The organism is Serratia sp. NGAS9, assembly GCF_009905295.1.
Classification (GTDB): Bacteria; Pseudomonadota; Gammaproteobacteria; order Enterobacterales; family Enterobacteriaceae; genus Serratia; species Serratia bockelmannii.
This window is the reverse complement of record NZ_CP047605.1, coordinates 2149469-2162324: the sequence shown is the minus strand read 5'-3', so window position 1 is coordinate 2162324 and position 12856 is coordinate 2149469. Positions and strand designations below refer to the sequence as shown.

Here is a 12856-nt window from a genome sequence, read left to right as displayed (position 1 = left end):
ATCCTTATTGATTCCAGTACATCGCCTGCCCGACGGCCGCCAGCAAGCGTTCGATATCCTGCGGATAAATTTCCCCGATGTTGCCGATGCGGAAACAGTCGCTCTGCGACACTTTTCCGGGATAAATCACGAAGCCTTGCTGCTTCAGGCGCTGATAAAACTCGGCGAAGCGGTAAGTGTCGGCCTTCGGCGAATAGAACGCGGTGATGATCGGCGAGTGCAGCGCATCGTCCAGCAGGGTCTCAAAGCCCAGTTCACGCATGCCCGCCACCAGCCGACGCTGATTGGTCTGATAGCGGTGGTGGCGCGCGGCAATACCGCCCTCTTGTTCCAGCTCTTTCAGCGCCTGCGCGAAGGCCAGCACGGTGTGGGTCGGCGACGTAAAGCGCCATTTGCCGGCCTGGTCTTCCATACAGCGCCACTGGGCATACAGATCCAGCGACAGCGAGCGCGAACGGCCGGCGCATTTCTCCAGCTCGCTGCGGCGGGCGATGACGAAAGCGAAGCCCGGCACGCCCTGAATGCATTTGTTGGCGGAGCTGATCAGAAAATCGATGCCCAGCGCGTCCACATCCAACGGAATGCCGCCAAAGCTGCTCATGGCGTCAACGATAAAGGTTTTACCGTTGCGCGCCGCCAGACCGGCGACCTTCTGCAGCGGGTTGAGCATGCCGGTGGTGGTTTCACAGTGCACCATGGCGATATGGCTGATGCGCGCATCGCTTTTCAGCACCGCCTCCATCGCCGCCACGTCCGGCTCATTGACCTCGCCGCAGTCGAAAGCGTGGTGGTCAATATCCATCAGCCGCGCCATTTCGATCATTCGCGCCCCATAGGCGCCGTTGTTGACGATCAGCAGCTTGTCCTGCGGGCCGATGACCGTGCCCAACACGCCTTCCACCGCAAAACTGCCGCTGCCCTGCAGCAGCACCGAGGTGTAACCGGCGGACGGCGTCGCCAGCGCCACCAACCGTTGGCGGATGCGCTGCACCACGCCCAGGTTGTAATCTTCATCCCAGGTGCAGCTGTCATACAGCATCGCCTCTTTCACCGTTTTCGATGTGGTCAGCGGACCGGGGGTCAACAGCAGGTAGTTACGATCGGACATGTCATTCACCTATTTGGTCTATACCAGATTACAGGCATTGTGGCGGCAAATTCCTTCCCCGGTCAAACGACAAAGCGCGGTGAAACAAAAAATTCATCTGGCTATGTATAATAAGCGCGTGCCGGAATGTCGGGCCGATGCCATAGCGAGATGAAATGAAAGAACATCAGGGCGATATGCCCCATTACCTGCAGATCAAGGATCAGCTTCAGGCGCGCATCACCCGCGGCGCGCTGCAGGCGGGCGACAAGCTGCCTTCGGAGCGCGAGCTGTGCGCCATCTTCTCCACCACCCGCGTTACCATTCGCGAGAGCCTGGCGCAGCTGGAAGCCACCGGCGCCATCTACCGCGCCGATCGCCGTGGCTGGTTCGTCACGCCGGAACGGCTGTGGCTGGATCCGACGCAGAACACCAACTTCCACCGCCTCTGCCAGGAGCAAGGGCGCACGCCGCGTACCGCGCTGCTGTCCGGCGAAAAAACCACGGTGCCGCTCGACGTGATGCAGCCGCTGGCGCTCGAGCCGTTCGATCAGGTGTATCTGCTGCGCCGCGTTCGCTATGCCGACGGCCGCGCCATCTGCTATTGCGAGAACCACTGCCTGCCACAGCGGGTGCCGGAACTGCTCCGCCACGATCTCAACGGCAGCTTGACCGAGGTTTATCAGCAGCATTACGATTTGATTTACAGCAACATGCACCTGTCGTTCTACCCGACCGCCCTGCCTTACCGCGCCGCCAACGCGCTCGGCGCCATGGTCGGCCTGCCCGCCTTATTGCTGCGCCGCTTGAATTACGATCAGCACGGCCGCATTCTCGATTTCGATATCGAATACTGGCGCCACGACAGCCTGCGCATCGAGGTCGATACGCTTTAATCTCCTGAATATCGGGGCTGCGCCTGCCGCCCCCTTTTCTCTCCCACGCCCAATCCCCGTTGCCGGTAAATATATTTTGCCGCTTTCATTTGTTTGTCATATTCGCCGATTAGCTTGGCCGCATATCTGGTGTATACCAGTTTCGCATTAACCCGCAACAGTGAGGCTGAAGCTATGAAACTTTCTCGTCTGGTCGTGATGACCGCCATCGCACTCGGCTCCGCGCCGGCCTGGGCCGCCGATGCGGTGGTGACCGTCTACTCCGCCGATGGCCTGCACGACGGCGATCACAGCTGGTATCAAACCCAGTTTGACGCCTTCACTCAGGCAACCGGGGTCAAGGTGCAGTACGTCGAAGGCGGTTCCGGCGCCATCGTCGAGCGGCTGTCGAAAGAGCGCAGCAACCCGCAGGCCGACGTGCTGGTGACGCTGCCACCGTTCATCCAGCGCGCCGCCGCGGAAAAACTGCTGCAGGACTTCACCCCGCAGGATGCGGCGCAGATCGCCAACGCCCAGCCGCAGTTCGTGCCGCTGGTGAACAACTACCTGAGCTTCATCTATAACGCCAAACTGCTGCCGCAGGCGCCCGCCAGCTACCAACAGCTGCTGGACGCGCAGTTCCGCAACAAGCTGCAGTACTCCACGCCGGGCCAGGCGGGTGACGGTACCGCGGTGATGCTGCAGGCGTTCCACAGCTTCGGCAGCAAAGACGCCGGTTTCGACTACCTCGGCAAGCTGCAAAGCAACAACGTCGGCCCTTCGGCCTCCACCGGCAAGCTGACCGCGCTGGTCAATAAAGGGGAGCTGCTGGTGGCCAACGGCGATCTGCAGATGAACCTGGCGCAGATGCGCAGCAACCCGAACGTGAAGGTGTTCTGGCCGGCCGGGCCGGACGGCAAGCGCAGCACGCTGGTGCTGCCTTACTATGTCGGCCTGGTGCAAGGCGCGCCGCAAAGCGCCAACGGCAAAAAACTGATCGACTTCCTGCTGAGCAAAGAAGCGCAGAGCAGCGTCAGCGCCATTTCCTACGGTATGCCGGTGCGTAAGGACGTCACCCCGACCGACGATAACTTCAAGCAGTCGCAGGCGGCGCTGAAAGGCGTGGACATCTGGGCGCCGGACTGGAATCAGGTGGTGAGCAGCCTGTCCGCCGATATCTCCCGCTGGCACCAGGTGACCGAATGACGCTGACGATGCCTTCTACCCTCTCTTCCCGCGCCGAGGCGCGGGATCGCAGCCAGGACATCGCCGGGCCGTCGGGCATTCAGCTCGACCGCGTCAGCGTGTCGTATCGCGGCACCGAGGTGCTGAAACCCCTGACGCTCGCCATCGCCCCCGGCGAAGTGCTGGCGCTGATCGGCCCCTCAGGCTCGGGCAAAACCACCGTGCTGCGGGCCATTGCCGGATTCGTGCAGCCGTCCGCCGGGCGTATTGCCATCGGTGACGTCGATGTCACCGACGTGCCGCCTTATGAGCGCGGCCTGGGCATGGTGGTACAGAACTACGCGCTGTTTCCGCATATGCGCGTCGAAGACAATGTGGCGTTCGGCCTGCGCGCGCAAGGCAAGCCGCGCGGCCTCACCGCCGAGCGCGTCGAAGAAGCGCTGGCCATCGTCGGCATGTCCGCCTACGCCAAGCGCTATCCCAGCCAGCTTTCCGGCGGCCAGCAGCAGCGGGTGGCAATCGCTCGCGCCATCGCGGTGCGCCCCAAAGTGCTGTTACTGGATGAGCCGCTGTCGGCGCTGGACGCGCAAATTCGCCACAGCATGGTGGAAGAGATCGCCCGCCTGCACCGCGAACTGCCTGACCTGACCATCCTGTACGTCACCCACGATCAGGGCGAAGCGCTGACGCTGGCGGACAAGATTGGCATCATGCGCGACGGCCACCTGATCGCCCACGGCGAGACCCGCGCGCTTTACCATCATCCCACGAACCGCTTCGCCGCCGAGTTCCTCGGCCGCGCCAACCTGCTGCCGGCCACCGCGCTGGAGACCACTACCGGGCAAGGCATGACCACCGTCAGCTGCGCCGGCAAAGTGATCGGCTGTTTCACCTACGGCGCACAACGCGGCTTCGACAAGCTGCTGTGCATCCGGCCGCAGCATATTGCGCTCGATGCCGACGCCCAGCGCAGCAACAGCCTCATCGGCACGCTGCGCGATATTCACTGGCAGGGGGAACTGACGCACCTGCAGTTCGACGTTCAAGGCCATCCTCTGCGCGTGGTCACCACCCATCGCAGCCGGATGCCGCAGATCGGCGAACGCGTGCCGCTCTATTTCGCCCCCGACGATGCGGTACTGATCGAGGACTGACATGATCGACTCTACGCTTATTCGCCCGGCCCTGCGGCTGCGTTTCCCGCGCCGCCTGTGGATCCTGCTGCCGCTGCTGGTGCTGGCGACGCTGTTTTTCTACCCGTTGGCGCTGATCGTCAAACAGGCATTTACCGACGATCAGGGACTATTCAGCGCCGCCGCGCTGCAGCAGGTGTTCGAATCCCGACGCTTTGTCGGCGCCCTGCTCAACACGCTGCAGATTGCGCTGCTGGCGACGCTGGGCTGCCTGGTGCTCGGCACCCTGCTGTCGCTGCTGCTGGTGTTCACGCCGTTCCCCGGCAGCCGACCGATCGCCCGGGTGATCGATACCTTTATCGCCATGCCGACCTTCCTGATCACGCTGGCCTTCACCTTTATCTACGGCTCCGCCGGCCTGCTGAACGGCACGCTGATGGCGACCTTCGGTTTCACCCTGCCGCCGGTAGACTTTCTTTACTCCATCTGGGGGGTGATCCTGGCGGAAATCACCGTGTTTACGCCGCTGGTGATGCGCCCGCTGATGGCGGCATTGTCGCAGATCGATCGCAGCCAGCTCGAGGCCGCCAGCATTCTCGGCGCCCGGCCGGGGCGCGTGGTGCGCCAGGTGATTTTGCCGGCCGCGCTGCCGGCCTTGCTGGCCGGCGGCAGCCTGTGCCTGTTGTTGACCACCAATGAGTTCGGCATCGTGCTGTTTATCGGCGCCAAGGGCGTCACCACTCTGCCGATGATGGTCTACTCCAAAGCGATTCTGGAGTCGGATTACGCCGTCGCCTGCACGATCGCCGTCGTGAATATCGCGCTATCGCTCGGGCTGTTCTCCCTTTACCGCTACGCCGCGGCGCGCGCCGGGCTGAGGAACTGACAATGTTGATTTGGTCCCGCACCGGACGCACCCTGACCTGCACGTTGACGATCACGCTGTTCGCCCTGTTCTTCTGCCTGCCGCTGGCGGTGATCCTGATGTCCAGCCTCAGTGAGCAGTGGAACGGCGTGCTGCCGAGCGGTTTCACCCTCAACCACTTCCGCCAAGCGTTCAGCGGCGCCTCCTGGGACGCGCTGGTCGCCAGCCTGGCTATCGGTTTCAGCGCCAGCCTGTTCGCGCTGCTGTGCGGTACCTGGGCGGCGTTGGCGCTGCGCCACGTGCCTGAACGCGGCCGACAGCTGCTGGGCACGCTGTTTTTCATTCCCAGCGCGGTGCCTTCGGTCTCTATCGGTTTGGGGATGCTGGTGGCGTTCAGCCAGGGGCCGCTGCAGATGAACGGCACCTTCCTGATCGTGCCCGCCGCTCACTTCGTGCTGATTTCCGCCTTTACCTTCGGCAACGTGATGGCCGGGTTGACCCGGCTACCTGGCGACTACGAGAACGTCGCCGCCAGCCTGGGCGCGTCGCCGCTGTTTCGCCTGCGCCACGTCACCCTGCCGATGATCGCCCCCTATATGGTCTCCGCCTTCGCGCTCAGCCTGTCGCTGTCGATGGGGGAGCTGGGCGCGACCATGATGATCTACCCGCCGAGTTGGGCGACGCTGCCGGTCACCATTTTTAGCCTGACCGATCGCGGCAGCATCGCCAACGGCGCGACGCTGACCATGATCCTGGTGGCGGCCACGCTGTTGCTGATGTTAGTACTGGAGCGGATTGCTCAGCGGCTGACGCCGGGCGCAAAATAGCAACAAGGCGCTGCCATGGCGGCGCCTTGTTCTTCGAAGCGAAGGGTCAGAACGGGTAGTCGTGATAGCCCTGCTGTTCGGAAATGCGTCGGGCGGCGACGTGCAGCAACGCCACATACTCCTCCCGCGCCGCTTCGGAAAAGCGCAGCGTCGGGAAAGAGATGCTCAGCCCGGCGATCGCTACCCCGAACCTGTCAAAGACCGGTACCGCGATGCAGCGGATCCCCGCTTCTTGCTCTTCGGCATCTTCGCCGTATCCCTGCGCTCGAACCCGATCTAGCACCGGCAACAGTTCGGCGGCGCTGGCCAAGGTATGTTCGGTGCTGCGGGTAAACTCAATCTGCGACAGGATCTGCGCCACCTCATCCCGCTCGCGCCAGGCCAGCAGCACTTTACCGATGGCGGTGCTGTGCAGCGGGTTGCGGCGACCGATGCGCGAATACATACGCAGGTTATACATCGCGTCGATCTTGTGGATGTAGACGATGCCATCTTCGTCCAGAGCGCCGAGGTGGATGGTCTCGCGGGTAAGATTCGACAATTCGCGCATCTGCACGTCGGCGCTGCGGATCAGATCGACGTTCTGCAACGATTTGGCGCCCAGCTCGAACAGCTTGAGCGTCAGCGCATACTTTTCCGTCTCGCCCTCCTGTGAAACGTAGCCCAGCGCTTTCATGGTCTGCAGAAAACGGTAGACAGTGCTTTTAGACATCATCACCCGCTGGGACAGTTCGGTAATGCCAATCTCGCGCTCATCGCCGAGCGCCTGCAAAATGCCGAACACTTTCATCACGGATGAGACGGCATCCGGTTGCTTGTCTGAATCTGCGTTAGCCATGGTGCATACCCTACTTAACGGTTTTGTTTCAGGAAATTTAAACAAGGGTTTCAGTATAATCGGAACAGATCGCAGCGCGCAACGCAGCTGAGCGCTAAGCAATTGAAGCCAAATGGATAACCGTTGGCCCGCTCACCGCCGTTTACAATTAAGCGGACAAGGGGCATGCAATCACAGGCGAATATGATTAGCATGATAATACTCCCCTGAATAAATACCGCTGAGACCAACATGCGTCCTTGTTCCGACGGCCTCCCCGTCCCGCAACGCTATGGGGCGATCCTCGCCATCGCCCTCGGCATTACCGTATCCGTGCTCGACGGCGCGATAGCCAACGTGGCGCTGCCCACCATCGCTCGCGATCTCAACGCCAGCCCGGCCAGTTCCATCTGGGTGGTCAACGCCTATCAGTTGGCGATCACCGTCTCTCTGCTGTCGCTGGCGTCGCTCGGCGATCTGGTCGGCTACCGCCGTATCTACCAGGCCGGGTTGCTGGTGTTCAGCATCACCTCACTGTTCTGCGCCCTGTCCGACTCGCTGCTCACGCTGACCATCGCCCGCGTGCTGCAAGGCTTTGGCGCCGCCGCTATCATGAGCGTCAACACCGCGCTGATCCGCATCATCTACCCGCAGCGTTTTCTCGGCCGCGGCATGGGTATCAACTCGCTGATCGTCGCCTGCTCCTCGGCGGCCGGGCCGACGGTGGCGGCGGCGATCCTGTCGGTCGCATCCTGGCAATGGCTGTTCGCCATCAACCTGCCGATCGGCATCGTCGCGCTGCTGCTGGGGATGAAATTCCTGCCGGCCAACGGCCAAAAAAGCGATAACCGCCGTTTCGATCCCACCAGCGCCGTGCTGAACGCGCTGACCTTCGGCCTGCTGATCACCGCCATCAGCGGCTTCGCCCAGGGCCAGAGCCTGACGCTGATCTTCAGCGAGATCGCCGCGCTGCTGGCGATTGGCGCGGTGTTCGTGCGCCGTCAGTTACGCCAGGAATTCCCTCTGCTGCCCGTCGACCTGCTGCGCATCCCGATCTTCGCCCTGTCGATGGGCACCTCAATCTGTTCGTTCGCCGCGCAAATGCTGGCGATGGTGTCGTTGCCGTTCTTCCTGCAAAGTGCATTGGGCCGCGACGAGGTGGCGACCGGGCTACTGCTGACGCCGTGGCCGCTGGCGATCGTGGTGATGGCGCCGATCGCCGGCCGGCTGGTGGAGCGCGTGCACGCCGGCCTGCTGGGCTGCATTGGGCTGGCGGTGTTCGCGCTCGGGCTGTTCTCTCTGGCGCTGCTGCCGGCGGCGCCGTCGAATATGGACATCATCTGGCGCATGATACTGTGCGGCGCCGGTTTCGGCCTGTTCCAGTCGCCCAACAACCACACCATCATCTCCGCCGCGCCGCGCAACCGCAGCGGCGGCGCCAGCGGCATGCTGGGCACCGCGCGCCTGCTGGGGCAAACCTCGGGGGCTGCGCTGGTGGCGCTGATGTTCAACCTGTTCCCCACATCCGGCACCCACGCTTCACTGATCCTGGCTGGGGTGTTCGCCACCCTGGCGGCGGCCGTCAGCAGCCTGCGCATCACCCAATCGACGGCGCAAGCGGCGCAGCCGAGCCGCGAGGTGAAATAGCGGGCATAAACGAGCCGGGCTCCCATCGATTGTAAAACCGATGGGGCCAGCACTGACGGCCGGCCTGAGCCGGACCGCGTCGGATGCAATGCCGTGAGCATTGCAGGCCAGGCGTTAGTCTCCGTGCCTCAAGGGGCTTCGGCCTTGTCGTAAACAGGCTAAATAGGCGTCGTCATCCGGATACCAGCCAACAATGCGTTGGCCGTCGTGATCCATCCCCTCGAAGGCTTTCAGTAGGCCGGGGGTGAACATGCGCTTTATCAGATCTTCGGACTGCGCGCTGTCGATTCGACAGTCACAGCGCGTCTCTCCGTCAACCTGAACGAAGTTCTGCAACGAAGCGAGACATCGCGCGTCGAGGTCGCCATGGACATGGATAAACTCCCCCGTTTCTACCAGGGTGAGCGCGGTCAGGTCTCCCCCCACCACGAACGCGCCGTCGTTTCCTGAGCTGCAATAGGCATGGCGTATGCGGACATCGTCACGCACGACCAGTCCGCCCCAGCAAATCAGCGTATCCGCCTGCAGCCGCCCCAGCACGACAATGCCGCCGTCCTCTCGCTGCGGTGACACCGTCAGGCATCCCTCCACGATCACATCGCCGTCCACGATCAGGTAATCGTAATCGTGGCCGTCGTGCTCGTCGGGGAAAAACGCCGGCAGGCGCAGATCGCCTGAATGCCAGCGAATAGCCGGCGGTTCATCATCGTCATCATGCCGGTTCAACAATTCCGCAACCGCATCGGCGACACCGCCAGCCAATGCGGCCAGGCGCGCCGACACCTCATCACCGTTGAGTAAGGGAAGGTGGTTGATTTTCATAGGGCCTCAGGGACAAATGTCATTGCGCCAAAGCATATAACATGCACATCCAAAGCCAAACAGGCGGTCGTGACCGAGCCCGATGCGGCTTGCCCTCTCACCGGATGGACTGGCACCGTGCCGGCCCAGACCGAGAGGCCGAAAGACGCTGTTTGCAGGTGGGCTTCAGGGACTTCGGACGCTGCTGCACCGCGTTAACGCCCGTAAATTCTGGTAAAGCGCTTTACCCCATTCATCGCCGAATTTCATTGCTGAATCCGCCGCCGCTGAAAAAGCGGTTCAGGCATGCCATAAAAAAACCCCGGCAAGCCGGGGTTTTTCATTTCATTCAGCCGATTACTTCAGGTACTGGCCGGAACGCAGCGCTTCGATACGCTTGTCGAGCGGCGGGTGCGACATGAACAGCTCGCTGAACGACTTGGATTTGCCGTTGATGCAGAACGCCATCATGCTGCCCGCTTCCTGCGGTTCGTAGCTGGTTTTCAGGCGCTGCAAGGCGGCGATCATCTTCTCGCGGCCTACCAGTTTGGCAGAGCCTGCGTCGGCATAGAACTCGCGGTGACGCGAGAACCACATGGTGATGATGCTCGCCAGGATGCCGAACACCAGTTCCAGCACCATCGACACGGCGAAGTAAATCATCGGGTTGCCGTTGCCTTCCCCTTCGCCATCACCGTCGCGGTTGCCGAGGAAACCGGCGGCGACCTGCGCGATCAGGCGTGAAATGAAGATGACAAAGGTGTTCACGATGCCCTGAATCAGGGTCATGGTCACCATATCGCCGTTGGCGACGTGGCTGATTTCGTGCGCGATGACCGCTTCCGCTTCGTCGCGGCTCATGCTCTGCAGCAGGCCGGTGCTGACGGCGACCAGCGAGGCGTCGCGGCGTGCGCCGGTAGCGAAGGCGTTGATGTCCGGCGCGTGGTAGATAGCGACCTGCGGCATGGCGATGCCCGCCTGCTGCGACTGACGGCGTACCGTTTCCAGCAGCCAGTTTTCTGTTTCGTTACGCGGTTGTTCAATCACTTCCCCGCCGACGGAGCGCAGCGCCATCCACTTGGACATCAGCAACGACACGAAAGCGCCGCCGAAGCCGAACAGACCGGCCATGATCATCAGGCCCTGAACGCTACTGGATTGGATTCCTGTCAGGCTGAGCACCAGCCCGAAAACCAACATCACCGCCAGGTTGGTGAGCAGGAACAGAGCTATACGCATCATAAATTGTTTACTTCCTCATAAATGTTAACAAAACGCTGTCTAAGATACCCTAGATCGTATGGGCATTCGTCACAGTTTCAAGAGTCGCGCGTCATTAACCTACTAAAAATACGAAACTTTACAAAAACGGCACGCGACCGGGATTTGGCAAATTGTAAACGATTGTTGCGTAAGGCGTAGGGTTTTTTACCCTAAATTTGTCAGGCGATGCATCAGCCCACCTCCCTTCACCCTGCTGGGAAGCCGGCTTTCGCGTCGCCATAAAAAAACGCACCCGAGGGTGCGTTTTTCATCCTGCCGTACGCGGCCTTATTTGGCCGGCGTTGGCTGCTGAGCGGGCTGATCTTTTTCCAGATGAGCCAGGTCCAGCGCGATATGCACGGATTCATCCAGGTACGGATCCGGCTCCTGGTAATCCTTCGGCAGATCGTCGAGCGATTTCAGCGGCTTCTTGCCCGCACGTTCCAGACGCTCGTTGATGCGTTTCAGACGGGTCGCGTCGTCATCGTGGTTCTCTTTCTCGCGCACCGCCAGATTGAGGGACACGATGTTGCGTTTATCCTTCAGCGCCTTGTAATGCGCGATATCCTGCGCGATGTACTGGAACTCTGGATTTTGCGCAATGCGCTGCTGGTGATCTTTCAGCAGCTCCGGCTCGAACGGCGTCATATCGCCTGTCTTGCTGTAGGTCGCCGCATTGATGCTGTCCCACGGCATAGCGTTGTCTTCAAACGCTTCGCCGGTTTCCGCCGGATCGACGCCGGTCGGCATCAGAATGTCCGGCGTCACGCCCTTGCGCTGGGTACTGCCGCCATTGACGCGGTAGAACTTCTGAATGGTGTACTGCACCGAGCCAAGCGCTGGCCACTCAGGGCGCAGCATCTGGTCGTAGATGCGGTTCAGCGAACGGTACTGCTGCACGGTGCCTTTACCGAAGGTCGGTTCGCCGACGATCAGCGCACGGCCGTAATCCTGCATTGCCGCCGCGAAGATCTCGGAGGCGGAGGCGCTGAAGCGATCGACCAGCACCACCAGCGGGCCTTTGTAGTAGGTCACGCCGTCGGTGTCGGCGTCTTCACGCACTTTGCCGTTGTTGTCGCGCACCTGCACCACCGGGCCGCTCGGAATGAACAGGCCGGACAGCGACACCGCTTCAGTCAGCGCGCCGCCGCCGTTGGTGCGCAGATCGATGATCACGCTCTTGACGTTCTGCTTGGCCATCTTCTGCAGCTGCACTTTCACGTCATCGGTCAGACCGACGTAGAAGCCGGGGATGTCGAACACCGCCACCTTCTCTTTACCGACGGTCTTGATGGTCATTTTCACCGCGCGGTCTTCCAGACGGATGCGCTCGCGGGTCAAGGTGACCACGCGGGTTTTGGTGCCCTTGCCGGCCGGCAGGATCTCAAGGCGCACCTTGCTGCCCTTCGGCCCTTTGATCAACGACACCACGTCGTCCAGGCGCCAGCCGATCACGTCCACCATCGGTTTGCCGGCCTGGCCGACGCCGACGATGCGATCGCCTACGGTGATCGCCTTGCTCTTCGCCGCCGGTCCGCCCGGCACCATCGAGTTGATCAGGGTGTAGTCGTCATCCATCTGCAGCACCGCGCCGATGCCTTCCAGCGACAGGCTCATCTCGGTGTTGAACTGCTCGGTGTTGCGCGGAGACAGATAGTTGGTGTGCGGGTCGATTTCATGCGCAAAGGCATTCATCGCCAGCTGGAAGACGTCTTCACTGTTGCTTTGCGTCAGGCGCTTGATGGCGAACTGATAACGCTTGGTCAGCGTGTCGCGGATTTCTTTGTCGGTCTTGCCGGTCAGCTTGAGGTTCAGCTCGTCATACGTGACTTTCGCATCCCACAGGCTATCCAGCTCGGCCTTGTCTTTCGGCCACGGCGCTTTGCTGCGGTCGAGATCGATAGTGCCGTTGCCGGTGAAGTTCATCGGCTTGTCCAGCAACGACAACGCATAGGTGTAACGCTCAAAGCGGCGTTTCTGCGCCAGATTGAACAGCGCGTAGAAGGTGTCCAGCTTGCCGGTTTTCAGCTCTTCGCCAACCTGATTGCGTTTGCCGGCGAACTGCGCCACGTCGGAGGCCAGCAGCACGTTATGGTTGTAGTCCAGCATGTTCAGGTAGCGATCGAAGATCTTGCCTGAAAACTCCGCATCGAGGGCGAACTGGCGGTAATGAGAGCGAGTGAAGCGCGAGGTGACGCGCTCACTCACCGTAGCGTGCTGGGGTTCCTGTTGCAGTTGGGGCAATTGGCCGATGCGGATGTTGGCTGTTTCCGCGCCGTAACTGACACCCGCCCACAGCAGCCCTGCAATCGCTGTTAATCTGACGAATTTGTTCATGCCTGGGTTGGCCTCCGTA

Annotated in this window: 11 protein-coding genes; 6 read left to right on the top strand and 5 right to left on the bottom strand. The window is 61.5% G+C overall.

Annotation, left to right across the window (positions count from 1 at the left end):
* Positions 1–4: 4 nt before the first annotated feature.
* On the bottom strand, positions 5–1108 hold the full coding sequence (gene phnW / locus GUC32_RS10475) for a 2-aminoethylphosphonate--pyruvate transaminase (protein ID WP_261456316.1): 1104 nt from the start codon (positions 1106–1108) through the stop codon (positions 5–7).
* Between the two features lie 155 nt (positions 1109–1263).
* Here phnW and phnR point away from each other — a divergent pair, with 155 nt between their 5' ends.
* The 5 genes from phnR to GUC32_RS10450 all read left to right on the top strand — a co-directional run bounded on the left by phnR (position 1264) and on the right by GUC32_RS10450 (position 5972).
* Positions 1264–1983 (top strand): phosphonate utilization transcriptional regulator PhnR, encoded by a 720-nt coding sequence (phnR, locus tag GUC32_RS10470; RefSeq protein WP_033633223.1) that lies wholly within the window; start codon positions 1264–1266, stop codon positions 1981–1983.
* A gap of 174 nt (positions 1984–2157) precedes the next feature.
* On the top strand, positions 2158–3168 hold the full coding sequence (locus GUC32_RS10465) for a 2-aminoethylphosphonate ABC transporter substrate-binding protein (RefSeq protein ID WP_049205185.1): 1011 nt from the start codon (positions 2158–2160) through the stop codon (positions 3166–3168).
* 8 nt (positions 3169–3176) lie between these two features.
* Entirely contained in the window at positions 3177–4301 is a 1125-nt protein-coding gene (gene phnT / locus GUC32_RS10460) for a 2-aminoethylphosphonate ABC transport system ATP-binding subunit PhnT (RefSeq protein WP_050505193.1), read from the top strand.
* A 1-nt stretch (position 4302) separates the two neighbouring features.
* Complete coding sequence (gene phnU, locus GUC32_RS10455; protein WP_049295462.1) at positions 4303–5166, top strand: 2-aminoethylphosphonate ABC transporter permease subunit; 864 nt, start codon at positions 4303–4305, stop codon at positions 5164–5166.
* A 2-nt stretch (positions 5167–5168) separates the two neighbouring features.
* Positions 5169–5972 carry an ABC transporter permease gene (locus tag GUC32_RS10450; protein ID WP_238969287.1) on the top strand — a complete coding sequence of 268 codons (804 nt, stop codon included), beginning with the start codon at positions 5169–5171 and terminating at the stop codon, positions 5970–5972.
* Positions 5973–6018: 46 nt separating this feature from the next.
* On the opposite strand, the gene kdgR is transcribed toward GUC32_RS10450, so the two are convergent.
* Entirely contained in the window at positions 6019–6810 is a 792-nt protein-coding gene (kdgR, locus tag GUC32_RS10445; RefSeq protein ID WP_025302591.1) for a DNA-binding transcriptional regulator KdgR, read from the bottom strand.
* Positions 6811–7041: 231 nt separating this feature from the next.
* Here kdgR and GUC32_RS10440 point away from each other — a divergent pair, with 231 nt between their 5' ends.
* Positions 7042–8436: an MFS transporter gene (locus tag GUC32_RS10440; protein WP_025302590.1), complete on the top strand. Its 1395-nt coding sequence runs from the start codon at positions 7042–7044 to the stop codon at positions 8434–8436.
* A 114-nt stretch (positions 8437–8550) separates the two neighbouring features.
* Here the strand turns inward: GUC32_RS10440 and GUC32_RS10435 are convergent, their stop codons facing one another.
* The 3 genes from GUC32_RS10435 to prc all read right to left on the bottom strand — a co-directional run bounded on the left by GUC32_RS10435 (position 8551) and on the right by prc (position 12837).
* Entirely contained in the window at positions 8551–9258 is a 708-nt protein-coding gene (locus tag GUC32_RS10435) for a hypothetical protein (protein WP_342093801.1), read from the bottom strand.
* Positions 9259–9594: 336 nt separating this feature from the next.
* On the bottom strand, positions 9595–10479 hold the full coding sequence (gene htpX, locus GUC32_RS10430) for a protease HtpX (protein WP_016927998.1): 885 nt from the start codon (positions 10477–10479) through the stop codon (positions 9595–9597).
* Positions 10480–10788: 309 nt separating this feature from the next.
* Positions 10789–12837 (bottom strand): carboxy terminal-processing peptidase, encoded by a 2049-nt coding sequence (gene prc / locus GUC32_RS10425; protein ID WP_060432937.1) that lies wholly within the window; start codon positions 12835–12837, stop codon positions 10789–10791.
* Between the last annotated feature and the right edge of the window lie 19 nt (positions 12838–12856).

Bases quoted from the DNA above. Each gene is read 5' to 3' on its own strand.
- phnW (WP_261456316.1), bottom strand. From the start codon at position 1,108: ATGTCCGATCGTAACTACCTGCTGTTGACCCCCGGTCCGCTGACCACA.
- phnR (WP_033633223.1), top strand. From the start codon at position 1,264: ATGAAAGAACATCAGGGCGATATGCCCCATTACCTGCAGATCAAGGAT.
- phnT (WP_050505193.1), top strand. From the start codon at position 3,177: ATGCCTTCTACCCTCTCTTCCCGCGCCGAGGCGCGGGATCGCAGCCAG.
- GUC32_RS10450 (WP_238969287.1), top strand. From the start codon at position 5,169: ATGTTGATTTGGTCCCGCACCGGACGCACCCTGACCTGCACGTTGACG.
- prc (WP_060432937.1), bottom strand. From the start codon at position 12,837: ATGAACAAATTCGTCAGATTAACAGCGATTGCAGGGCTGCTGTGGGCG.
- GUC32_RS10465 (WP_049205185.1), top strand. From the start codon at position 2,158: ATGAAACTTTCTCGTCTGGTCGTGATGACCGCCATCGCACTCGGCTCC.
- kdgR (WP_025302591.1), bottom strand. From the start codon at position 6,810: ATGGCTAACGCAGATTCAGACAAGCAACCGGATGCCGTCTCATCCGTG.
- phnU (WP_049295462.1), top strand. From the start codon at position 4,303: ATGATCGACTCTACGCTTATTCGCCCGGCCCTGCGGCTGCGTTTCCCG.
- GUC32_RS10435 (WP_342093801.1), bottom strand. From the start codon at position 9,258: ATGAAAATCAACCACCTTCCCTTACTCAACGGTGATGAGGTGTCGGCG.
- GUC32_RS10440 (WP_025302590.1), top strand. From the start codon at position 7,042: ATGCGTCCTTGTTCCGACGGCCTCCCCGTCCCGCAACGCTATGGGGCG.
- htpX (WP_016927998.1), bottom strand. From the start codon at position 10,479: ATGATGCGTATAGCTCTGTTCCTGCTCACCAACCTGGCGGTGATGTTG.